Raw genomic sequence first — 24,426 nt, forward strand, 5'->3', positions numbered from 1 at the left:
TAGTTAATAATATTTGATTAAATGAGTATCTATTTATCTTAATATTTTAGAATAACTTAATAATATTTAAAATTTCATGGTGGAAAAATGGTACAAGTATCATTAATGGCAAATAATGCTTCAAAAAATAATACAGTTGATATTAATGTAGGCCAGACAAAAAATATTGTAGTAAATCCTAAAGAAGTCGCAAAAATCGATATAAATCCAGAAAAAATTTCTTCAATAACAAGAGAAGGAAACAGTGCAATTGTTCATCTAAAAGATGGAACTGAAATTGTTTTAGAAAACTATTTTATTAGTGAAAACCCGCAAATTCTTTTAAATGAAGGGCAGAGTTATTGGGCTGCTAATCTGGGAGAAGATGCTAGCGGACAGACCACTGTTAATTATTTAGAATTAAAAGATACGCCAAAGCTTATTGATAGTCCATCTTCTGTACCCCTCTGGTCGTGGGTAGTCAGCGCTTTAGCAGGAGCCGGAACAATTGCTTTATTGTCTCGGAACGATTCTAAAGATACGACGCCTCCTGAGCCAGGTACTTTGAATCTCAAAAATCTTTTGGATTCAGGGGCTTCTACAATCGACCAGATCACTCAAGATAAAAACTTCACTTTAAAGATTGAGGGACAGGAAAGTGGCAGCCGAGTAACATATTTGGTCTCTACCGATGAAGGAAAAACTTGGCAAGAGACAACGGTCGCTCAAAAAGATTTAACCGATGGTGTTTATCTCTACAAAGCTGTAGTAACGGACCGAGCGGGAAATACATCGGAAACTGCTATACAAAAAGTCGTTGTAGATACTACCGCACCACAAGTAGGTGAACTGACTTTATCTGATTTAAGTGATACAGGTGTTTCGGCAACTGATCAAATTACACAAGATAAAACTTTTAATTTAAAGATTAGTGGACAAGAAGTGAATAGCCAAATCACTTACTGGATATCGAAAGATGAAGGAAAGACATGGCAGGAAACGACAGTAAATCAAAAAGATTTGGCTGATGGTATTTATCAATTTAAAGCTGTAGTAACCGACGTTGCAGGCAACATATCTGAAACCAGTGTGCAAAAAGTCGTTGTGGATACAACAGCGCCGCAAGCAGGTGAACTGACTTTAGCTGCTTTGACTGATACGGGCATTTCAGCAACTGATCAAATTACGCAAGATAAAGCTTTTGATTTAAAGATTAGCGGACAAGAAGTAAATAGCCAAATTACTTACTGGATATCGAAAGATGATGGAAAGAGTTGGCAGGAAACAACAGTAGCTCAAAAAGATTTGGTCGATGGTGTTTATCAATATAAAGCTGTAGTAACCGACGTTGCAGGCAATACATCAGAAACCGCTATACAAAAAGTTGTTGTCGATACAACAGCACCACAAGTAGGTGAACTGACTTTATCTGATTTAAGTGATACAGGTGTTTCGGCAACTGATCAAATTACACAAGATAAAACTTTTGATTTAAAGATTAGTGGACAAGAAGTCAATAGCCAAATCACTTACTGGATATCAAAAGATGAAGGAAAGACATGGCAGGAAACGACAGTAAATCAAAAAGATTTGGCTGATGGTGTTTACCAATATAAAGCTATAGTTACAGATATTGCAGGTAATACATCAGAAACCGCTATACAAAAAGTCGTTGTAGATACTACCGCACCACAAGCAGGTGAACTAACTTTATCTGATTTGAGTGATACAGGTGTTTCAGCAACCGATCAAATTACGCAAGATAATAATTTTACTTTGAAGCTAGCTCAACCGATTGTAATTGGAGAACAAGCTGCTTTATTAGATCACTATGAAGTCTCTACCGATGAAGGAAAAACTTGGCAGGAGACAACAGCTGATCAAAAAAATTTAGCTGATGGAAGTTACCTCTATAAAGCTATAGTGACAGATCTTGCAGGCAACACATCAGAAACTGGTGTGGAAAAATTAATTATAGATAATTCTTTAAATATTGAATCAACTACAGTAACTGTAAAGCCGATTACTGAAGACAATACAATAAGCCTAGTTGAAAAAGATCAAGTTATTTCTATAAGACTGGAAGTAGATAATCTACCAACAGATTTAAATAGCTCACTGACATCAGTAAATACGACTTTAAACGATGTTGTTTATAACTTTCATTTTGATGAAGTTACCCAAGAGTGGGTTACTGAAATTCCAGCAGAGTTTTTGTGGTCAGAAGAATCGCAAACCAATATATCAATTGATATTAGTCTTACTGATCAAGCTGGCAATACAGCCATTATTAAACAGACCCAAAATTATAATGTAGATCATACTCCGAATTCGCCAACTCTAGATTCACTAACTTTCAATAATATAGATGGAGCTATCATTTCAGGTAGTGCATATAAAGGAAGTAAAGTTGATATATATAATAAAAATGGTGACTGGCTTGCAACTACAATAGCTAATGAGGAGGGTAAATTTACTTTACAAGACCTTTCTATTAGTACTAATCAAGAAATTTATGCGGTCGCTACTTATAATGGATACAGCAGTGAAAATTCGTCAATTGGCCTAGTAACTGAAGTTCCTGCTATTAGTATTACAAGAATTAGTCCAGAAGGTGTGATCACTGGTTATGCGACTGAAGGTAGTCATTTTATTGTAAAAGATCAGAATGGAAATATTCTGCAAGAGTTTAACTCCATTGCATTTGAGGGTTCAGGTATTACGCCTTTTAGTGTAATGGCATTAGGTGAAGTCAGACCATTTACTTTGTCTCTCGACCAACCTTTGGAGGAAGGCACTCAAATTATTATTTCTACAGATAAAGATAATATTTCAGGCCATCCACAATATATTACCGCAGACTATACTTCTGCAGTATTTTTAGAAACTCCACAGTTTGATATCAGTGGTGAAACTTTATCAGTACATGTTAATGAGCCGAACAGCTTTATTCGTGCATTTTCTGGAGAGGGTAATTTAATTGCTACAGGTTTTACCGATGAACAAGGCTTTGCAAGTTTACAAGTGTTCCAATTTTTAAAAGAAGGCGAATCGGTTACCGTACAAGTAGTAGATAAAAATCAAAATACGAGTGAAACTCTAATTGAAGTTCCAAACTTTGCTTATATTCCACATGTTGAACGTATTACACAAGAAGGCTTAATTTCGGGGTTTGCTGAAGATAATAGTACAGTAATCGTGTGTGATGCTGACGGTAATGAATTAGGAAAGGTTACATTAGGTGATGACAATAGTTGGAATGAATTTAGTCATTTTAGCTTGAGTGTAAACCGTCCTTTAATTGATGGAGAGCAAATTTCCGTTCAAATTATTGATAATAAAGGGTTGATGAGTCCTGAGCAGAATATCATTGTAGATCTGACTCCTCCACCTGTCCCAACAGATTTAAATTTCAATGATGCTGGCGATTTAGTTTATGGTCATGCAGAACCTTTCTCTGAAATTTTAGTTAAAGATGGGCAAGGAAACATTCTTAATAAATGGTTCTGGAATAACTGGACCGATGAGAGTGGAAGTTTCTCGATAGAACTAGGTGTATTTTTAACTAATGCTGAGACGGTTTATGTCACGGCTACCGATGTAAATGGAAATGTAAGTTTAGCAGCTCAGATACAGGCGCCTAATTATGCTTTTGCCCCCCATGTAGATAGCTTTACTTCGGACGGAGTGATAAGTGGGCAAGCTGAAAATAATAGTACTCTCATTGTTAAAGATGCCAAAGGTGAAATCGTAGCCGAAATTAAAGTCGGTGAAGATAACGGTTGGAATGGATCAAGTTATTTTAAACTCCAGCTTGACCGCTCTCTTGTTGATGGTGAGCAGTTTTTCTTATCAATTAAGGATGCTCGTGGGCAAGTAAGCACCGATACTGTAATTACCGCTGATACGTTAGCTCCTACACCAGCCAGCAATTTAGTTTTCTCAGAAGATGGTTCATATCTTACAGGCGTAGCAGAGCTGAATACTACGATTCAGGTTTTTGATCATAATGGTCAGCTCGTGAATATATGGGATAACACCATAAACTCGGATGGTACATTTACTATTTTCTTAGGTAGCAATAATTTACATGGGGAGGCATTCACGGTCACCGTTAAAGACCAAGCTGGAAATGTGAGTGAAGCTGTTTCAATAAATGCTCCACTTGATGATATTGCACCGGATCCAATTAAAAATATTTTACTTGATGCAAACGGTCAAAACTTTACAGCACAAGCAGAAGCAAATAGTCAGATTGAAGTTTTTGATTCATTAGGTAATCAGACGGGTTGGGGCTCTACAGATAGTGCTGGTAATGTCTCAGGCTTTTTCAATCAAATCTATTTACATGGTGAAGAGCTTACTTTTGTTGTCATAGATCGAGTTGGTAATCGCAGTGTCGAATTTAAGCAAAATGCTTTAATTGACACCATTGCACCAAATCCGATTGCAAATATCATCTTCAACGAAGATGGCCAAAGCTTTACAGCTCAGGCAGAAGCTGGAAGCTCTATTGAAATATTAGATCAGGATGGAAATAAGATTACTACTAGTTATACCGATAGCTTAGGTAATGTATTTGGTTATTTCCCGCAAGTTTACTTACATGGTGAGGAACTTACTTTTGTTGTAGTTGACCGAGCGGGTAACCGTAGTGCAGAGGTCAAGCAGAGTGCTTTAACTGATGATATCGCACCAAATCCGATTGAAAATATTGTATTAGATATCAATGGTCAGAGCTTTACAGCTCAGGCTGAAGCAAATAGTCAGATTGAAATTAAAAATACCAATGGTGACATTATTGGTTATGGATCAGCAGATAGCACAGGCAATGTTTCTGGTTACTTGTATCAGGTCTATTTACATGGTGAAGAGCTTACTTTTGTTGTCGTTGACCGAGCGGGTAACCGTAGTACAGAAGTTAAGCAGAATGCTTTGATTGATGAGATTGCACCAAATCCGATTGAAAATATTGTACTCGACTCAAATGGTCAAAACTTTACGGCGCAAGCAGAAGCAAATACTCAAGTTGAAGTTAGAAATGCTGCAGGTGAGGTCATAGGATCTGGTTCAACCGATAGCATGGGGAATGTTTCAGGTTACTTCTATCAGGTCTATTTACATGGTGAAGAACTCACTTTTATTGTAGTTGATCGAGCTGGTAACCGTAGTACAGAGGTCAAGCAGAATGCCTTGATTGATGACATTGCTCCGAATGTGATTGAAAACATTATCTTTAATGAAAATGGTCAAAACTTTACAGCGCAAGCAGAAGCAAATAGCAAAGTTGAAGTTAAAAATGCTGCGGGTGAGGTTGTAGGTTCTGGTTATGTGGATGGTGCTGGTAATGTCTCGGGTTACTTGAATCAAGTTTATTTAAAAGGTGAGGAGCTCACTTTTGTTGTGATTGATCAAGCTGGTAATCGTAGCGTTGAAGTAAAACAAACAGCCTTTCTTGATAATACGGCACCGGAAAATGCGACTAATTTAGTATTTAGCGAAGATGGTTCATATCTAACTGGTATGGCTGAGCCAAATGCTACGATTCAAATATTTGATCAGAATGGTCAATTGGTAAATCAGTGGAATAATAATGTTAATTGGGATGGAACATTTAACATCTCTTTATACAGTAACTACTTGCATGGCGAAGAGTTTAAGATAGTTGTAGTAGATCGGGCTGGTAATTTGAGTGGTGGGGTTACTGTAAAAGCACCGCTTGATGATTTTGCTCCTGTGGCTGCAAGTAATCTCACGTTTAGTGAAGATGGTTCATCCCTTTCTGGTGTAGCTGAGCCAAATACCTTCATCCAGATTTTTGATCAGAATGGTCAACAGGTGAATACGTGGAGTCAGAGTGTAAATGCTGATGGTACATTCACTATTTCTTTCGGTACTTACAATTTACATGGTGAAGAGTTTACAGTCATTGTTAAAGACCTTGCTGGAAATGTGAGTGAAGCTGTTTCAGTTAAGGCGCCGCTTGATGATATCGCCCCAAATCCGATTAAAAATATTGTACTTGATGCGAACGGTCAAAACTTTACAGCACAAGCAGAAGCAAATAGTCAGATTGAAATTTTTGACTCATTTGGTAGTCAGATAGGTTGGGGCTCTACCGATAGCACTGGTAGTGTGACGGGTTACTTCTATCAAGTGTATTTACATGGAGAAGAATTAACGTTCGTTGTTATAGACCGAGTAGGTAACCGCAGTGTCGAACTTAAGTTAAATGCTTTGATGGATACCATTGCACCAAATCCGATTCAAAACCTCATCTTTAATGAAAATGGGCAAAATTTTACAGCACAAGCAGAAGCAAATAGTTTTATTAGTGTCAAAAATGCTGCGGGTGAGTTTGTTGGCTATGGTTATGTCGATAGTACTGGTAATGTGTCAGGTCACTTCAATCAGGTTTACTTAAAAGGTGAGGAACTCACTTTTATCGTTATAGATAAAGCAGGTAATCAAAGTATTGAATTTAAGCAAAATGCTTTGATTGATGATATTGCACCAAATCCGATTGAAAACATTGTCTTAAATGAAAATGGTCAAAACTTCACAGCGCAAGCGGAAGCAGATAGTCGAATCGAAGTTAAAAATGCTGTTGGTGAGGTGGTAGGATCTGGTTCAACCGATAGCATGGGTAATGTTTCTGGTTACTTCTATCAAGTGTATTTACATGGAGAGGAGCTTACTTTTGTTGTAGTTGATCGAGCTGGTAACCGCAGTACAGAGGTCAAACAGAATGCCTTAATTGATGATATCTCGCCAAATCCGATTGAAAATATTGTGCTCGACTCAAACGGTCAAAACTTTACTGCGCAAGCAGAAGTAAATACTCGGATTGAAGTCAAAAATGCTACGGGTGAGGTTGTAGGCTATGGTTATGTAGATAGTACTGGTAACGTGTCAGGTTATTTTAATCAAGTCTATTTACATGGAGAAGAGCTTATATTTGTTGTAATTGATCAAGCAAGTAACCGAAGTATTGAGGTTAAACATAATGCTTTAATTGATGATGTTGCACCATCAGCTGCTTCAAATATTACATTAACCTCTGACGGATTGCTTTTTGGTGAGGCTGAGCCAAATGCAACGATTGAAATTATTGATCAATATGGTGCAGTTATCGCAACAACTTATGTTTGGTACGATGGCACATTTAATCAATGGATTAATCTGAGTCAATACCAGACACAAAATTTGAGTATTGTTGTCAAAGATATTGCTGGCAACCGAAGCGAAGTTGCTCATCAGTTAGTACCTGTATTTACCAACTCACCAATTACTGCAACAGAGCTAAAACTGGATGTAGATGGCCATATTCTAACAGGAAAGGCAACAGCAGGAATGTCGATTGTTGTTACATCTACTGATGGTCAGATCATTAATGGAGGGTGGAATAATGTTGTGAATGAAGATGGTAGTTTTGCTATTCAGTTAATTGATTACTATCTACAGGGACAGACATTACAAGTTCGAGTTTATGACCAGAATACGAATCAATATAGCCTAATCTCTGAAATTATTGCGTCTTTAGACAATATTGCTCCAATAATTAATGATGTGGTGATTAGTAATGACGGTTATGGTATTACGGGACAAGCTGATCCGAAAGTAACCATTAAAGTAATGGATGCGGATGGAGATTTTAGAGCAGAATTTCAATCGGATGAATTAGGATATTTCAATGCTAGTATTTATCCACCATTATTACGTGGAGAGCAGTTATTTATAACGGCAATAGATTTAGCTAAAAATATAAGTACCCCACTTAATATTACTTTTAATCCAGACACTAATGCACCACCAACAGCAGATCAGGTCGTTGTATCTGAAAATGGTTTCTTCATTGAGGGAACTGCTACACCAAATAGTGAGGTGCGTATTTTTGATGTGTATAGTAATTATATTGGTGGTGGTTCTGTAGATGAAACAGGGCATTTTAATATCCAGTTATACTCACCTCAGGCGAATGGGCAAACTTTACGCATTGTTGTGGAGCAAAATGGCTATCAAAGCGCTTACACCGAAATTAAGGCACCTATAGACACTGTCGCACCAAATGCAGCAACTCAGCTTGTCTTAGAAGATGGAAATGTACTTTCAGGACAAGCGGAAGCATATTCAACAGTTAATATTTTTGATGCTAATAATAATTTAGTTGGTCAAACTACTGTCAGAAATGATGGAAGTTTCACAACATACTTATGGTCACAATATTGGCATGGTGAAACATTGACGGTAAAAGTAGTTGATGCCAATCAAAATGTGAGTGTAGGTACAACGATTATTGCTACAAATGATACAACAGCACCGAAAGTGGTCACCCAGCTTGCCATAAATGGATGGGGAGAGCTCACGGGACACGCAGAAAGTAAGGCTACTCTTGAAATTACATATTATTTTGCTGATCAAGAACCTTCCGTAACGAGTACTACGGTCATGGCAGATGGAACTTTCTCTACTTATGTGTATGGGACTGCAATGTCATTTGACCTTACCATTATTGATCGTGCAGGAAATCGTAGTGAAACTATCAGCAAAGCGATTAATGATTTACCTACAATCACTGTCGATCAATTTAAAGGTGATGCTACGGATAATACGTATATAGTTGATCATATAAGTGATTTTGTTGAAGAATATACTGTTGAGCCGTATGCAACATATAAAGATGTTTGGATTGATAATAGCTATATGTATCCAGAATGGATTAATGAAGGGCATTATGAACAGATATGGCTTTTTGATGGATATTATGAACAACAATTAATAACAGATGTATATTATGAAAAGCAGTGGATCATAAGTGGTTATTCGACTATACAAAAAATATATATAAATCAAGGTAATATAACTTATATAGATAATGGTACGGCAGAGAGCGACTATAGTCGATATGTAGAACAACATTATGATGCTGTAAATGAACAATGGCAAGAAGGCTACGAACTGACCTATATACGTTCAGAAGAAGGCTGGGTTGATACTAGTCATTTTGAAGATATCTATTTTGATACAAGTCATTATGAAGATGTTTGGGTAGAAAGTGGCTATTGGGAGAACCAGCTTATCGAATCAGGCTACAGAGATGTCGATTTTGGTGGACACGATAAAATAGTTAGCTCTGTGAGTTATAGTCTGGTTGGATATTCTGATTGGTTGAAAGGTCTAGAAAGTGGTCGTTATGTTGAAGACTTGGAGTTGGTTGGTTCTGCTCATCTAAATGCAACAGGCAATGCTTTAGATAATCTTTTAACAGGTAACTCTGGTAATAACGTTTTGAATGGGCGTGAAGGTAACGATACCTATATGACTAATGAAGGTACTGATTCCATACTGTTCCAATTGCTAAATAGCCAAGATGCGACTGGTGGGAATGGACATGATACGGTGTTAGATTTTACTTTAGGTGATGTAAGAACTGATACTCAAGCAGACAAAATCGATTTAAGTGAACTATTAATTGACTATTCTAAAGACGTGAGCACATTAGCGAAATTTATTACTGTAGAGCAAGATGCTGGAAACACGACTATTAGTCTTGACCGAGATGGTGAAGGTACAATGTTTAGTAGTGTTTCATTGATAACTTTAAATCAGGTAAATACAACATTAGATGAATTGTTAAATAACCAGCAACTCTTTGTTTAACATTAATATTTATCTTTATAAAAGAGGCTATGAAAATAGCCTCTTTTATTTTGTGCTTTAAATTTAATAAAAACTCTTCACAACTTGTTAAAAAATGACCAAAAAAGATAAGTTTTTTTTCATTTTCCCCTTGAAGCCTTTTTTTTCATCCCCACAAAAGTGACATCTAAATATTTTGTTATTGCTCTGGATTAAAGCAATAACGATTAATCAAAAAGACTTAGTCTGATGGAGTTAATTATGAGCAACATTCGTCCATTACATGATCGCGTTGTAATTCGTCGCGTAGAAGAAGAAACCAAAACTGCTGGTGGTATTTTACTTCCAGGTTCTGCTGCTGAAAAACCATCTCAAGGTGAAGTAATTGCAGTAGGTAATGGTCAAATCACTGAGAATGGCGTACGTGCTTTGGATGTTAAAGTTGGTGACAAAGTATTGTTTGGTACTTATGCAGGTACAACAGTGAAAGTAAGTGGTGAAGAACTCTTAATCATGAAAGAGTCAGACATTTTAGCTGTGTTGGAAGGCTAATCAATCCATAACTCAATTCATTATCAGATTCAGTATTTAAAAAGATTCGGAGTTTAATATGTCAGCTAAAGACGTAAAATTTGGTGATTCAGCTCGTTCAAAAATGATTGCAGGCGTAAACGTACTTGCAGATGCGGTTAAAGTGACTTTAGGCCCTAAAGGTCGTAACGTAGTAATTGACCGTTCTTTCGGTGCTCCGCACATCACTAAAGACGGTGTAACTGTTGCTAAAGAAATTTCATTAAAAGACAAGTTTGAAAACATGGGTGCTCAACTTGTTCGTGAAGTTTCTAGCAAAACTAACGACATCGCTGGTGACGGTACGACAACTGCAACTGTACTTGCTCAAGCAATTTTAAATGAAGGGATTAAATCTGTAACTGCAGGTATGAACCCAATGGATTTAAAACGTGGTATCGATATCGCAGTAAAAACTGTAGTTGAAAATATCCGTTCAAATGCAAAACCAGCTGACGATTTCAAAGCGATCGAGCAAGTAGGTTCTATCTCTGCTAACTCTGATACTACTGTTGGTAAACTTATCGCTCAAGCGATGGAAAAAGTAGGTAAAGAAGGCGTAATTACTGTAGAAGAGGGTTCTGGCTTCGAAGACGCGTTAGACGTTGTAGAAGGTATGCAGTTTGACCGTGGTTATATCTCTCCATACTTTGCAAACAAACAAGATACTTTAACTGCTGAACTTGAAAATCCGTTCATTCTTCTTGTTGACAAGAAAATCAGCAACATCCGTGAATTGATTTCTGTTTTAGAAGCGGTTGCAAAAACTGGTAAACCACTTCTTATCATCGCTGAAGATGTTGAAGGTGAAGCGCTTGCTACACTTGTAGTAAACAACATGCGCGGTATTATCAAAGTATGTGCTGTTAAAGCTCCTGGTTTCGGTGACCGTCGTAAAGCAATGCTTCAAGACATCGCAATCTTGACTGGTGCAACTGTTATTTCTGAAGAAGTTGGTATGTCTTTAGAGCAAGCAACTCTTCAAGATTTAGGTACTGCGCACAAGATCACTGTGTCTAAAGAAAACACTGTTATTGTTGATGGTGCTGGTGATGCTGCTGGTATTGCTGAGCGTGTTCAACAAATCCGTGCTCAAATTGAAGAATCTACTTCAGAATATGACCGTGAAAAATTACAAGAACGCGTTGCTAAATTAGCAGGCGGTGTTGCTGTAATTAAAATCGGTGCAGCGACTGAAGTTGAAATGAAAGAGAAGAAAGACCGTGTAGATGACGCGCTTCATGCAACTCGTGCAGCAGTTGAAGAAGGTGTTGTTGCTGGTGGTGGTGTTGCTCTAGTACGTGCGGTTAATGCATTAGATGGCTTAAAAGGCGCTAATGAAGATCAAACAGCAGGTATTAACATTTTACGCCGTGCGATCGAAGCTCCACTTCGTCAAATCGTTGCAAACGCTGGTGATGAGCCATCTGTAGTGATCAATGCTGTTAAAGGTGGTGAAGGTAACTTTGGTTACAACGCTGCAACTGGTGAATATGGCGATATGTTAGAAATGGGTATCCTTGACCCAGCTAAAGTAACTCGCTCTGCACTTGAGCATGCAGCTTCTGTTGCTGGCTTAATGTTAACTACAGAATGTATGATTACTGACATTCCTGAAGATAAACCAGCTGTTCCAGATATGGGCGGTATGGGTGGTATGGGCGGAATGATGTAAACCGCTCAATTTTAAGTTAAGTGTTTGTAATATGGTATTTAATTATTAATTTAATGATTGGTTACTCACAGTATTACTCACATTTGATTTAGCCACATAAGAAAAGGTCGCTTAATGCGACCTTTTTCTTTACTGATTTCATGCTCTCAGTTCCTGAATTTCATTTTCATCTGCACCTTGTCGAATGCAACTAAGAACATAACTATTTAACCAGAAGTTTTTACGTCCATCCTTTACAGGTGGCTTAATTCTTCCATCCTTAATACGTTCGTAAAGTTCTTTTTCTGAAAAATTCATGCGAAGGGCAAATTCAGCAGTTGAAACTCTACGTTCAGTGTTTGTTAAATCAATTGCAACTCCCATCACCCCTCCTTACTTTCCGCTTTAGGCTTTGCCCACCACAAACAAGGCCCATCTTCTGTATCAAAACCGGCAATAAGAAAGGCATCTTTTATAGGTGTTTGTGGTTTCCAGTTTGACCAATCTGCACAGTCGTCTTCAGGAATTTCTGGAATATCCCAATATTCCAAACGCTCAACAAGAATTTCTACACCAAGATTAATTTGTAGCTGAGCCCATTGTTCTTTTGTATAAAACTCAGCATGCTCTCCAATAGTGTCGTGCTTCTCTATATCAGGGTGGAACCAGCAGCTATTTAAATCATCTGGTACTTCAACCGGTTGAATTTGGTATGACATTTTTAGTTCCTCAATTCATTGCGTTCTTGTTTCAAACGCATCACTAAATTATTCAGGGTAACGTTCACTGTCTTTTCAAAATTCTTAGTTGATTGAAACTCAGCAAACTGAGATAGAGCCAAACCAAAAATGTGATAAGCAAATACTTTTGCTGCTTCAGGATTGTTTTTAAGTAGCTCTTCAGTACTAGGGCAAATAATATTTTGAAAGATATGTGCTGCTACTTCAGCAGGTGTGCCTTCAATACTATTAGGAGTTAAATTAACTTCACCAATTACTTTGCTCATTGTTCAGCTCCAGATTCGTTACTACATTTATTAAAGTGAAGACTTAAGATTTCCGTTCCCACTTCGTATTTTGTAAATTCATCATTTTTGTGATGTTCTTCGGTCACAACTTCATCTACGGTATACCCAGCTGATGCGATAACTACGCCGTAGCAAAGTTCAAAAAATTCACCTTCATCAGCAACATGATGGCCATCTGCAACTCTTTCTCTGTAATAGTCGAGATTAACTTCTGCTTCCTTCTTAGCTTCTTCTAGTGAATCGTGATATTTAAAGCCATCACCATTAAAATCATGGGTAAAGAATTTTTGAGCTGGTACTAATAAATGATCTGTAAATTCATGATCATTTTTAAATGTGGCCAATTCAATTAAATTACTTAAGAATTGATTTAGGTCTAATGGGGATCCTGATTGTTGGAATCGTTCAGCCTCATTCTTTATTAATTCAACTTTTTCCCGTTGCTTGTAAGCACGTTCTGTCCAGCTGGTAGCAGACTTGTATGCATAAGCAAAATCACTTTGAGCTTCTTTTAAGTCGGCTGTTAGAACTTTAATTTGTTGATGAAGCTCAGCAACAATTTCTGGATAAACTTCACGTTTGCCATTCGCAGACATTGGGCTAACTACATAGTCTTCTTCCAATTTATCCATAATCGGAGCAGCACGGTTATAGCCCAAGCCAAATGCACGTTGAATATGAGTTGTACTTGCTTTGTTGTGTCTTCTAACGAAATCCACAATAGATTTATATAATTCCATATCCATTTTTAAGCCCTCAAATATTCTTCTTTAGTCCACTCAACAAACTCTTTATAAAGTTGCTGAGCGGGTTTATTTAAACGGTTGTTGTAGTCGATCGTTATGCGCCGCCAAGCAACCGGTACCGCATAATGTTTCGTTAAAAGCATTGCTTGGTTTACTCCTTGCTGGACTATTACGAAGCCCAGCAAATGCAAGTAGTTAGTAAAACCAATTAAGTGCTTGTTATTCACTTTCTTGAATTGGTCTTTCATCTTAGAAACCATCTCCCAATAGATAATCAGGGTCAGGTTCTTGATTTGCCTTAGATGTAGGATTCTCTAACTCGAAACGGCGTTTTCTTACGTATCCCATTAGCTTTGGTTGAATCTGTGGATCACGAGCTGCAACATCAATTTCAAGTGCATCAAGTGTTGTAAGATCTGGTGCAGTCTGGATTTGAACCATTAATGATGGTGGTTCATTAGCTGGTGCCTTAGCTTTTTCAAGTTCTTCAAGTCGCTTGTGAGTAGCAAGAAGGAGAGGATCCATTTGTTTGTCAGACCAAGTGCGCGTATAGCGATAAACTGCATTTACCTCTTCAGGTGTTTTTGACTCCATAACTCGTTGCAGTAAGGTATCAAGTGTCTTTTGATATTCTGGATCTACTTTAGGCTCGTTAGTTTCTGGAACTAACAGATCCTCAGATGTGGTGACATTAGTTTGCTCTGTAATAACAATTGCTTGTTTATTTTCTTCAGCGATAACTTCAACAGGCTTTTCTATAGCTACAGGCTGTTCAGCCTTTGCTTTTTTACCTCGTTGTTTTTTTGGCTCTTCACCAAGGCGAATAACACTGAGATCATTGTCAATTTCAAATCCAAAGGCTTTGGATAGGGCTTTTAATTGAAGCTTGGCGTTTTCAGCATCACGTTGAACAAAGCCTCTATTAATAGATTCAATTAGTGCATTAGTCTTAAAATTAATGATATATACCGTAGGGGAATATGTACTAATAACAAACACATCCTGACCTTCTTCATATTCATCAATAGTCAAAGGTTTTGTGAAAGTGATACCAGCTAATTCAATTGTTTCAAGCTGAATACAAAACTCGTAATGGGGTAGACCAAATACAGTTGCGGGCATTTGATCAAGGGTACTGAAGGACTTATCAGCTTTAAGTGTTCCATCACCAGCATAACGACAAAGAACAGTTTTACCTTTTTGAAGAGCTGCAAAAGCTTCAGCTGCAGTGATTAAATTATTCATGCTGTCCATCCTTCCATATCTGATTTAGCAGTACAGGCGTTTAAAATGTTTTGTTCGTACTTAGTACCCTTGAAGTAATTAGTTGGGTAATCCAAATCACTGAGACGTATAGCTGACTCAATGTGTTTCAAAGCGAGTTGGTACTCGTTTTCTAAAGTCTTTTCTTGTTGCTCAATAAGTCGTTGTTCATTGGCTTGTTGAGCTTGTTGATTTTGCTGAATGATTTTTTTAATACCGTCACAAGTTTCTTCAAATATTTGCTGTTTCACATCATGAAGACTATTTAGACCACGCTTTGCACAGTAATTCGAAATATCAATTCCTGCTTGATGCATTAAATGTTCAAGTTCTAAATATTGATTTCCATTGATACATGCATTAGCAGATCCTGAGAGTAGCCACTGTTTTAATAAAACGCCGTCATGCTCACCCAATTGACGAGGATCTAAGAACAGACGAGAGCGGTCCTTAGTTGCTATAGCAATATTGTCATGAGTTAGATCTAGAACAGTCGTAAATTCATATTCAATACCATCACGTTGTTCCGCTTTCATACCAACTTTTTCAATTTTCTTTTTGCCGTTATCGTTGGTCTGTATGGTTTCCATTTTTGAACGCATGGTCACAATGATGTTGATGCTTGATTGCAACATTGCATCAATGAATTTGCGGTGGCGTGGAGTTACTTGGCTCCATGCACCCCATGAATTACCTTTAAATGGACCAGAAGCAAGTTGATCAACAATTTCAAGACATCCACCTACACCAGACCACTCATGAGTAATACTGTCTAAAATCAGTGTGTCAAAATTGGCTTTCTCAGCTGCTTTAATTACCTGAATAAAATTTTCTGGTGTATATGGTGGTTGAATATTGGCATGTTCAAATTCAACCAAATCTTCATATAGCTCAGCGCTACTATTCTCAGTGTCGGCTACAGCTATACGGCCACCAATACCCTTAGCAAGCAATAGGGCAGTAAACGTTTTACCTGAGCCGGTAGGACCCGCTATAGCTAAGCGTAATTTCGCGTTTTTACGTTCAGCTTTTTTAAAGAAAACTGTCATTTTAATTATCCTTATCTTGAGCCAGTAAAGCCGCGTTTTTGCTTATACGATTTGCGGTCAATTGAAGAGATGTGTGAATTACCCAAATCGATAGCTAATTTCTTTTTTCGTTGAAAGCTGATCTCTTGTGTGAGTACTTCCCATACTTTCGGATATTCAGCTTTAAACTTCTCAACATCTAGAGGGTTTTTAACGCCATCCTTGTTGAGTTTGTAGAGCACTTCGCCATTAGCATTTGAAGCAAATACTTGCCAGCCTATGCGAACTGAGTAGAGTCCCTTTTCATCTCGGCCCAAGTAAGACTTGTACCCATCAGGGTGTTTTTTAAAATTAGTCATGATTAGATCCCTCACATTCACATGAGCCAACAAAGGCATAAGTAAGCGGGCCGGGAGCTCCTGCAGGTGTGACATCCTTAATATTTAATGGAATAAGTTCCTTTCGATATTTAACTAAAACCACATCGCCTTCGCGGCACTCAACAATTCCTTCTCTCGAAGAAAAACGAGCAGATTTAGAAGTTTGCGTTACTTTGCAAAACGAAACTTCATCACCAGCTTTAATTTCTGAACGATCAACAGGAATAACTTTATTGCAGGTAGGGCATTTATAATTTTTCATCAGATTGCCTCCACCCACTTATTACGATCGATGTAGCCAACCAATAAAATATTTATATTTTTATGGTCATCACGATTAGTAAAGTCATTGAAAGGCTTGCCGCGTAAGTCTGTTACTGACTCAATTGCCAAGTTAGTGATTTCAGCGGTTGTATAGTCTGAGCCAGCTACGCCGTAACTGTCTGGAACGCCTTCATAATCAAAAGTGACATTTAACTTAAAGCCGTCAATGCGTATAACGCCTTCGCCTGAGTGTTCACCAGTTTTCTTAACAGCTAAAAGTTCATATTCAGAAGCAACCATTTGCTTACTTTCGTATGAGTAATTAGAAGGAACGCTAGAATTAGCGGTTTTGTATTCACATGATGTTAAGGCAGCAAGTACAGCGATTGCCGTAACTCCAGTTACCTTATGCTTGTTAGAAACGGTTTTTACGTTCATAATTGATCTCGCAGTTTGCAAAAGCACATCGGAAGTTGAAAGGGTCGATGTGCTTTTTTGTTGTCTACGAGATAAAATTATCAAAAGATAATTTACTTAGCAATAGCAATTGATAAATTAATTTATCATTTTTGATAATTGCATGATTATTAAGGCAATAAAAAAGCCTGATAATTTATCAGGCTGATAATGTAATTTTTTATATTTTTTATACTTCTCCACATCTCCAGCGTACTAAACCTTTAATTTGAATGGCATCTAAATCTTCCTTTTCAATATGCTCATCTGGAAAGGTTTCTTTGTCGGGATTATCACTAACAATTCTTAAGCCGCCGTTGGTTTTTCTAAAAAGTCTTTTTATTCTCAACTCTTTATTTGCAACAAAAGCATAAACTTTATCACTAATGACTTGATCAATCGTTTTTACTCGTAGGTCTGTAAGAATAGCATCCGTATGATTAATTGTTGGCTCCATGCTTCTACCATCACCGGTAATAATTCCTGTATCTTCATGGCTTAAGGAAAGTCCACATTTACGGATAAAGCTTTCTTTAAAGACCAACCCGCCTTTAACTAATTCATCTTCATTTGTATAGCCATTACCACATGCAGCTTTAATGTCATACATCGGAATAATTACATAGTCACCTGAATCATCAAGGTTTGATGCAGGTCGAATAACACCATTCTCAATTTTACTTTTACCAAACGGACTTGATTCATCAAGTAGGTCGAGAAAATTTACCTCTAAATTTAACTCTTTTTCAATCTGCCGTGCTTTCGCCTCACTAACACCTCGTGAACCTTTTTGATCAGGCTCCATAAGCATTTGAGAGAGATAAGTTTTGTCGATGCCTACAGCAACCGCGAAGTCTTCTTGACGCTCGTAAATTTTGTCAGAAAGTAACTGGTCAATTAGCTTACGCAAGTTCTTACGACGTATTTCTTTAAGATTCATGGACACAACATTCATAAGCCAACTAATTATCAAATGATAACAATAAGGGATAAATTTTGCTAATTATCCTATTGCAATTAAAATTATCAAAAGATAAACTCAAGTGATAAATTAATTATCAATAGGTTTATCAATGGAAGTGGAAGTATCAACCAAATCACTTGCTGATTACCTTAATTCTTTGCCTAACAAAGAAGCCAAAGAGCAATTTGCAAAAAAATGCGGCTCGACTCTTGGTTATTTGCGTCTGGTGGTAAACAAATTTCGTTTTTGTAGCGCAACTTTAGCAATTGCCTTAGACCGAGAAAGCCACGGGAAAGTTAGTTGCGATGAATTATGCCCAAATGCTGACTTTGAATATTTAAGACGTAGCACAAAACCCAAGCGAACCGCATAGGAACAATTATTCACTTACGCCTTATGTGCGTATACGTGAAATTTAAAGAGGTATTCACATATGAGTGAAATTCACTTAAGCCCAGAGGCTAAAACGGCAATTTACAAAATTGTTCACCAATCGCAAGGTATTTCGCCGCAAGAAATTGCAGACGTTCTAGGCGATTCATACAAGAGCGTTCTTAACTACGCAAACCCAAATATGGAAACGCATTTCCCAAGTATCAAAAAACTTGAGGCAATGATTCAGTTTACTCGCAACCCTGCATTAGTTAAGGCGTGGGCTCATATGCTTGGATTTGTATTAGTTCCAGCAAGTCAAGCCGATGAAAAAGCCCATGAAGTAAGCATTGTTGAAACGTTGCTACATATAAACATCAACAATGGCCAAGCTAATCAGCAGGTTCACAAGGTTTTAGAGGATGGGGTGGTAACACCAGCGGAATTAGCCGATACCGAAGAAATCTTAGAGCAAATGGAAAACCACATTCACCAGCTGCGTGAAGCACTTAAATCAGAAGCAGCAATTTACATTTCAAAATCACAAAAAGAAAAAGCTTGATCGGCGAAATCAAGCTTTTAGGTGATTCATTAATTTCAAGGGTCAATGAATATGCAAACTAATTTATCAAATCAAACGCCTGAAGGCAACTCACTAGAATTCCTAGTTGGTGATGTGGTTGTGCTGACTGAAGACTGCCGTAGTTATAAATCAAACGATTTATTTGAGGTTAGGAATAAAACCTTAACTAGGTTGTGGACTATCAAATCAGAGAATCACTTGATTTTGGTTTCATCAAATGAAATCCGCCACGCCACAGTCGCAGAACTTAACGCCAAACGCCGCCTAACAAGTGCTGAGCAAGCTTTAGCGGAGGTTTCATGAGTATTTCAGAACAACAAAGCCAAAAAAATATCCAATCGTGGCATGAACCAGCTTTAAGAACTTTGTCTGGTTTATTGGAAGTCCGTAAAAAAAATCTAGCACGCCAAAAACGTGATGAAAATAACGCCGCAGTAACACGTGATGAATTTATGCAAGCCCTGATTGATCAACATGGCAAACATGGTCTTTATCTCGGCCATGCTGGGCAAATTATCTCAAGTTTGTATCGAGCAAAGCGGATCCGGTATTTAGGTAGCACATTTATTCAGATGAATGAAGGCGGTGAGATATGAATACATTCGTTGAGGCTTCTCACTCATTTAAAACTCAGTTTGATTTAAATTTCTCTGAAAAAATCATAGTAGATTTTTTTGCTGGTGGTGGGGGTGCCAGCACAGGTTTAGAGATGGGGCTAAACAGGCCTGTTCATGTAGCTGTAAACCATAACCCTAAAGCTATTTCTATGCATGAGGCTAATCATCCTCACGCTAAGCATTATGTTCAAGATGTATTCGCAGTCGATCCGGTTGAAATATGTGATGGCTATCAAGTGGGTTGGTTTCATGCAAGCCCAGACTGCACACATCATTCACAAGCTGCTGGCGGTCAACCACGTAAAAAAGAAATACGTGACCTTTCATGGGTCGTCCTTAAGTTTGCTGGCAAGGTTAAACCAGACGTTATTAGTTTGGAAAATGTTGAGCAGATCCTTAATTGGGGACCTCTTATTGCTAAGCGAGACAAAACTACAGGTCGCGTTATTACTCTCGAAAAAATTGAAGTGAATGGAAAAAAGGTTCATCGAGTTGCAGAACCTGGTGAACATGTTCCAAGAGATAATCAGTTCTTAGTGCCAGATCCCAAAAAGAAAGGGAAAACTTGGAGACATTTTGTAAGAAGCCTTGAGCGACTTGGTTATGTGGTGAAGTGGAGAAAGATTATAGCTGCAGACTATAGTGCTCCAACAATTCGCAAACGACTGTTTATGGTTGCACGTTGTGACGGTCAAGCAATTGTTTGGCCAGAAGCTACTCATGCCAAAAAACCTAAGCGTGGTCAAAAAAAATGGCGTGAAGCAGCTGAGTGCATTGATTTTAATGATTTGGGTAATTCTATTTTTGATCGCCCTAAACCACTTGTTGACGCGACTTTAAGACGAGTTGCACGAGGTATGAAAAAGCTCGTTCTTGAAGCCAAAAAACCTTACATAGTAAAAAATACAGCTCCATTTATTGGGAGGGATTTTAATACTAGTTTTGGTCATGCAATTACCGAACCGTTAGGCACAACAACTGCAGGTTATGGCGGCCATAGTTCACTTGTTAGTCCAATTATTGCACCTTTCCTTACTGAATTTGCTAATGCCTCACATCAGCGCAATTGGGGGATTTTCGAGCCCTTAACAACGATATGTGCTCAAGTCAAAGGAGGTCATCATGCATTAGTAGCTCCACTGCTAGTACATATCGGTCATGGTGAGGGAACACCTGATAGCCCTAGATGGAGTAAAGGCTTTGATTGCATAACACAACCTTTAGGAACTGTTACAGCTTCAGGTGCACAACGTAATTTAGTTACTGCATACATGATGCAGGCTAATGGCGGTTTCAATGAGACTGCGGGTCATGACCTAAGAGACCCATTAACCACCATTACAAACAAAGGAAGCCAACAGCAGCTCGTTACAGCAGAACTTAGTAAAGAAAATATGGATGGCGCATTGCGTGTAGCAGCTTTCCTAATCAATTACTACGGAAATGGGGATGCTCGAGACATTACTGCACCCATCGACACACTTACCACTAAAGACCGACTAGCTCTTGTAACTGTTTGGGTTAAAGGGGAACCATGGGTAATTGTGGATATAAAGATGCGCATGCTTTATCCGCGGGAGTTGTACACAGCTCAAGGGTTTCCTCAGTCTTACATTATTGATCGTGGTCATGATGGAAAGCCACTAACCAAAACAGAACAAGTTCATATGTGTGGAAATAGTGTCTCACCTGAACCTATGGCAGCAATTGCCAGAGCAAACAATCCATTTATTTCGAATCAAATGAAGGGGGCCGCATGAGCTTAGATGCCACTGTGTGGGCTTGGAGAGTTGAACTCCCCCAAATCAAAGGCGGCAGTAAGAAGCCTATGAAGCGCTTAGTACTGCTTTCATTAGCGGATAGAGCAGGAGAAGATCATTGCTGCTATCCAAGTGTTTCTCGTCTTTCTAAAGATACTGGTATGGATCGTAAAACGATTTTTAAAGTGATAGCAGAGTTAATCGAAGACGGTTTAATTGAGGATTCTGGCAAGCGTGAAGGCTCTACCAAACAGGTAATTGTTTATCGCTTAAAAGGTGTAACTGGTCGAGAGGAAGCTGGCGAAATAAAAAACAAACAGTACCAAAAACGGAACAGTTCAAAGGATGAAAATAACAGTACCAAAAACGGTACAGTACCAAAAACGGAACAGTACCACTTTTCCGGTCAAAGAGTACCGTTTTTCCACGGAAACAGTACCAAAAACGGTACACAGAATCTATCAATGAATCTTTCATTAGAATCTAAAAATAAAAAATCTTGGCTTTGTTTAAAAAAACTTCGTGAAGAAATTTTTCTTTCTGACAAGTCTGTAGATTTTGATCAACTCGTAATGGAGTCATGGTACCACCGTGAACTTAGAGCATTTGAACTCAACAATGCCTCAAAGAATCTTTGTGATGATCTTTTGATTTTCCATTTTGCTGATTGGTTACTGAATGCAAAAGCTAAATACGAACACCGTCAAAAAGCATCACAACTGGCTAAACAATTTTCTGGTGAACAAAAGAGTTCAACCGGTTTAAGTCAAAAGCAGATTGCTGTCTTTGCTGACAAGCTTTCTAAACATCCTGAGTTTGCAAGCAAATACGCTGAAGGTAACGAGAGCTTTGAACAACTTGCAGCACGGATCGCAATAAAACTCGCAGATCCTGCCCAACAGCAAAAATGGATGTCTTACCTCATTCAAGTTGGTTTTCAACAAAAAGGAGCAGCAGCATGAATAAAATCTTATTTGGTGATTGCCGTGCTCTGATGAGTCAAATGATTGCAGAAAGCTTGAAAGCTCAAACTTGTGTTACATCACCGCCTTATTTTGGTTTACGTGATTACGGCGTAGATGGTCAATTAGGCTTGGAAAATACTGTAGATGAATATGTTCAAAACATGGTTGAAGTTTTTCGCTTAGTGAAAGAGCTACTGCATGACGATGGAACACTTTGGTTAAACCTTGGTGATAGTTATGCAGGTTCTGGTCGCGGTATGACTCGTACTGGGTTGAATGACGGGAAAAATCCGAAAACAAAAGGTTTAGTTTTACCAAAACAAAATGCTGCACAATCTAATTTGAAACCAAAAGATCTTATTGGCATTCCATGGAAAGTTGCTTTTGCACTACAAGCTGATGGTTGGTATTTGCGCCAAGATATTATTTGGCATAAACCGAATCCAATGCCGGAGAGCATTACTGATCGTTGCACCAAAGCACATGAATATATTTTCTTATTCAGTAAGTCCAGAAGATATTACTTTGACCATGTAGCAATTAAAGAACCGGTTGCTGAAAGTTCAATTAAAAGGCTTTCTCAAAATCTCGATCAACAAAATGGCAGTAGTCGTGCTGTGATGAAGCATAACGGCCCAATGAAAGCCGTTTACTCGAGATCTTCACGCGATAGCTTTAAACGCGAAAATAGCAAGAGAGCTGTTGTCATTCCGAACCAAGCATACGGAACACACAGATCAGAAAGATCAGAAAGCGAGTATGACTTACTTACCCGTAATAAGCGGAGTGTTTGGCAAGTTTCTACGAAGCCTTACAAGGGCGCTCATTTCGCCACTTTCCCCATGGATTTAATCGAGCCGTGCATATTAGCAGGATCTCGAGTTAATGATGTCGTATTCGATCCGTTTATGGGATCCGGAACAACAGCAGCTGTAGCACTAATGCATGACCGTCAGTATTTGGGGTGTGAACTAAATCCAAGTTATTACGAACTTCAGCAAGAGCGTTTATGCAAAATTATGGGGAAATCCGCATGAATAAATTCGAAATTTTCGCTTGGGGCTTACTCATTTCATTTTTTACATCAGTGTTATGTGGGGTTGTACTGCTGTGGTGGTTGGCACGTAAAGAACATGATGAGGTGGAGCCATGAGTGAGTTTAATGAATTTCAAGTAAATGATTTAGTGGTTTGTACTGATGAAGGGTTAGAAGCTAAATACTTAGCCGTTAAAAAGATTACAGGATTTATTGATGATTGGGGCTTGGTTTTAAACGACGGTGAGCATTGGGTAGAGAAGAATAGATTCAGACGTGCTGAGCCAGAAGAAATAGCCGTGGGCCACCGCATTGATGAGGTATGCATGGATAAGTGCAGAGAAGAGTTTGAAACAAAATTCGGTGTAGTTGGTACACGCATGCCGAATGGTAACTATTCATCATGGGTACACCAAGCCAAGTGGGATACATTTCAGGCCGCATGGATTCCTCTCCAAACAAAAGTTGAGCAGCTTAAAGGTCAATTAGAGCGCATGGGCTTTATCAATCAAGGTGGGGAGTTGATGAAACCGCCAATAGGTATGCCTCCTCGTTTTGATTTATTGGATGATCTCAAAAACTCATTAAGTGAAATGGCTCAGAAGTACAGAGTTGAAGCACACGAATTAAGTCGTATTAGAGATTTTGAAAAGTCTCAGATGTATAGCCATTTTGCTAATGAACTGGATCGTTTAAATAAGGGCGGTGCTTGATGTCATCAATGAACCTTGCCGATTACAAGCGTCTTTATGCAAAACCACGAAGCAAAACCAAGCGCCGTACTTCAGTTAAAAAAGAACGGGTAGTAAGTGAAGGTGAGGCAGCGCTTGTTCAGCACTTAAAGTCACACAAAATTGGTTTTGAACAGGAATATAAATTCCATCCAACACGTAAATGGAGAGCAGATTTTCTGATAACAGGTACAAAGATTTTAATTGAGGTTGAGGGCGGGATCTGGAGCGGTGGACGTCACACAAGAGGTAAAGGCTATTTGGGGGATATGGAGAAATACAACGAAGCAGCAATGATGGGATTTACAGTTTTAAGGTTCAGTACAGAGCAAGTTAAGTCCGGTATGGCATTAAAGCAAATTGAATTATTAATTAAGGGTAAATAGGAAGGC

Annotated in this window: 24 protein-coding genes; 13 read left to right on the top strand and 11 right to left on the bottom strand. The window is 38.3% G+C overall.

Annotated elements, in window-relative coordinates; translation table 11 throughout:
• Nucleotides 1-87 precede the first annotated feature (87 nt).
• From J655_RS19675 to groL, 3 genes are all read left to right on the top strand, one after another.
• Nucleotides 88-9,639 carry an Ig-like domain-containing protein gene (locus tag J655_RS19675; protein WP_032052819.1) on the top strand — a complete coding sequence of 3,184 codons (9,552 nt, stop codon included), beginning with the start codon at nt 88-90 and terminating at the stop codon, nt 9,637-9,639.
• A gap of 240 nt (nt 9,640-9,879) precedes the next feature.
• Nucleotides 9,880-10,170, top strand: coding sequence for a co-chaperone GroES (locus tag J655_RS19680; RefSeq protein ID WP_002120604.1), 291 nt, complete (start codon nt 9,880-9,882; stop codon nt 10,168-10,170).
• Between the two features lie 58 nt (nt 10,171-10,228).
• Nucleotides 10,229-11,863, top strand: a complete 1,635-nt coding sequence (groL, locus tag J655_RS19685) for a chaperonin GroEL (RefSeq protein ID WP_002120607.1) — start codon at nt 10,229-10,231, stop codon at nt 11,861-11,863.
• Between the two features lie 138 nt (nt 11,864-12,001).
• Here the strand turns inward: groL and J655_RS19690 are convergent, their stop codons facing one another.
• From J655_RS19690 to J655_RS19725, 11 genes are all read right to left on the bottom strand, one after another.
• Nucleotides 12,002-12,226 (bottom strand): hypothetical protein, encoded by a 225-nt coding sequence (locus J655_RS19690; RefSeq protein WP_017480501.1) that lies wholly within the window; start codon nt 12,224-12,226, stop codon nt 12,002-12,004.
• Entirely contained in the window at nt 12,226-12,561 is a 336-nt protein-coding gene (locus tag J655_RS19695) for a hypothetical protein (RefSeq protein WP_032052820.1), read from the bottom strand. Before J655_RS19695 ends, J655_RS19690 begins: the two co-directional genes overlap by 1 nt.
• A 2-nt stretch (nt 12,562-12,563) precedes the next feature.
• Nucleotides 12,564-12,848 carry a hypothetical protein gene (locus J655_RS19700; RefSeq protein ID WP_032052822.1) on the bottom strand — a complete coding sequence of 95 codons (285 nt, stop codon included), beginning with the start codon at nt 12,846-12,848 and terminating at the stop codon, nt 12,564-12,566.
• Nucleotides 12,845-13,615: a DNA translocase FtsK gene (locus J655_RS25770; RefSeq protein ID WP_416201985.1), complete on the bottom strand. Its 771-nt coding sequence runs from the start codon at nt 13,613-13,615 to the stop codon at nt 12,845-12,847. The genes J655_RS19700 and J655_RS25770 overlap by 4 nt, the downstream gene beginning before the upstream one ends.
• 2 nt (nt 13,616-13,617) lie before the next feature.
• Complete coding sequence (locus J655_RS0104710; RefSeq protein ID WP_032052825.1) at nt 13,618-13,863, bottom strand: hypothetical protein; 246 nt, start codon at nt 13,861-13,863, stop codon at nt 13,618-13,620.
• Nucleotide 13,864: 1 nt separating this feature from the next.
• On the bottom strand, nt 13,865-14,860 hold the full coding sequence (locus tag J655_RS19705; protein ID WP_032052826.1) for a hypothetical protein: 996 nt from the start codon (nt 14,858-14,860) through the stop codon (nt 13,865-13,867).
• Complete coding sequence (locus tag J655_RS19710; RefSeq protein WP_032052828.1) at nt 14,857-15,927, bottom strand: ATP-binding protein; 1,071 nt, start codon at nt 15,925-15,927, stop codon at nt 14,857-14,859. The genes J655_RS19705 and J655_RS19710 overlap by 4 nt, the downstream gene beginning before the upstream one ends.
• Nucleotides 15,928-15,938: 11 nt before the next feature.
• Nucleotides 15,939-16,265: a hypothetical protein gene (locus J655_RS19715; protein ID WP_032052829.1), complete on the bottom strand. Its 327-nt coding sequence runs from the start codon at nt 16,263-16,265 to the stop codon at nt 15,939-15,941.
• Nucleotides 16,258-16,548 (bottom strand): hypothetical protein, encoded by a 291-nt coding sequence (locus tag J655_RS19720; protein WP_032052831.1) that lies wholly within the window; start codon nt 16,546-16,548, stop codon nt 16,258-16,260. Before J655_RS19720 ends, J655_RS19715 begins: the two co-directional genes overlap by 8 nt.
• A complete protein-coding gene (locus J655_RS0104715; RefSeq protein ID WP_032052832.1) occupies nt 16,548-16,988 on the bottom strand; it encodes a hypothetical protein in 441 nt (146 codons plus the stop codon). Before J655_RS0104715 ends, J655_RS19720 begins: the two co-directional genes overlap by 1 nt.
• 208 nt (nt 16,989-17,196) lie before the next feature.
• Complete coding sequence (locus J655_RS19725; RefSeq protein WP_032052834.1) at nt 17,197-17,946, bottom strand: LexA family transcriptional regulator; 750 nt, start codon at nt 17,944-17,946, stop codon at nt 17,197-17,199.
• 133 nt (nt 17,947-18,079) lie between these two features.
• Between J655_RS19725 and J655_RS19730 the strand changes: the two genes are divergently transcribed.
• From J655_RS19730 to J655_RS19770, 10 genes are read left to right on the top strand one after another with little or no spacing between them, the layout of a single operon-like run.
• On the top strand, nt 18,080-18,343 hold the full coding sequence (locus J655_RS19730) for a transcriptional regulator (protein WP_032052836.1): 264 nt from the start codon (nt 18,080-18,082) through the stop codon (nt 18,341-18,343).
• A gap of 60 nt (nt 18,344-18,403) precedes the next feature.
• Nucleotides 18,404-18,904, top strand: a complete 501-nt coding sequence (locus tag J655_RS19735) for a phage regulatory CII family protein (protein ID WP_001289505.1) — start codon at nt 18,404-18,406, stop codon at nt 18,902-18,904.
• Nucleotides 18,905-18,955: 51 nt separating this feature from the next.
• Nucleotides 18,956-19,228, top strand: coding sequence for a hypothetical protein (locus J655_RS19740; RefSeq protein WP_032052837.1), 273 nt, complete (start codon nt 18,956-18,958; stop codon nt 19,226-19,228).
• Nucleotides 19,225-19,521 carry a hypothetical protein gene (locus tag J655_RS19745; RefSeq protein ID WP_032046614.1) on the top strand — a complete coding sequence of 99 codons (297 nt, stop codon included), beginning with the start codon at nt 19,225-19,227 and terminating at the stop codon, nt 19,519-19,521. Before J655_RS19740 ends, J655_RS19745 begins: the two co-directional genes overlap by 4 nt.
• Nucleotides 19,518-21,302: a DNA cytosine methyltransferase gene (locus tag J655_RS19750; protein WP_032052839.1), complete on the top strand. Its 1,785-nt coding sequence runs from the start codon at nt 19,518-19,520 to the stop codon at nt 21,300-21,302. Before J655_RS19745 ends, J655_RS19750 begins: the two co-directional genes overlap by 4 nt.
• Nucleotides 21,299-22,264 carry a helix-turn-helix domain-containing protein gene (locus J655_RS19755; RefSeq protein WP_032052840.1) on the top strand — a complete coding sequence of 322 codons (966 nt, stop codon included), beginning with the start codon at nt 21,299-21,301 and terminating at the stop codon, nt 22,262-22,264. The genes J655_RS19750 and J655_RS19755 overlap by 4 nt, the downstream gene beginning before the upstream one ends.
• Nucleotides 22,261-23,304, top strand: a complete 1,044-nt coding sequence (locus J655_RS19760) for a DNA-methyltransferase (protein WP_032052842.1) — start codon at nt 22,261-22,263, stop codon at nt 23,302-23,304. Before J655_RS19755 ends, J655_RS19760 begins: the two co-directional genes overlap by 4 nt.
• Entirely contained in the window at nt 23,301-23,420 is a 120-nt protein-coding gene (locus J655_RS25190) for a putative phage replication protein (RefSeq protein ID WP_032052844.1), read from the top strand. Before J655_RS19760 ends, J655_RS25190 begins: the two co-directional genes overlap by 4 nt.
• On the top strand, nt 23,417-24,016 hold the full coding sequence (locus tag J655_RS19765; protein WP_050675395.1) for a hypothetical protein: 600 nt from the start codon (nt 23,417-23,419) through the stop codon (nt 24,014-24,016). The genes J655_RS25190 and J655_RS19765 overlap by 4 nt, the downstream gene beginning before the upstream one ends.
• A complete protein-coding gene (locus J655_RS19770; protein WP_032052845.1) occupies nt 24,016-24,420 on the top strand; it encodes a DUF559 domain-containing protein in 405 nt (134 codons plus the stop codon). Before J655_RS19765 ends, J655_RS19770 begins: the two co-directional genes overlap by 1 nt.
• The last annotated feature ends 6 nt before the right edge of the window (nt 24,421-24,426 follow it).

The sequence above is a fragment of the Acinetobacter sp. 1294243 genome, from assembly GCF_000588015.1.
GTDB lineage: Bacteria > Pseudomonadota > Gammaproteobacteria > Pseudomonadales > Moraxellaceae > Acinetobacter > Acinetobacter pittii.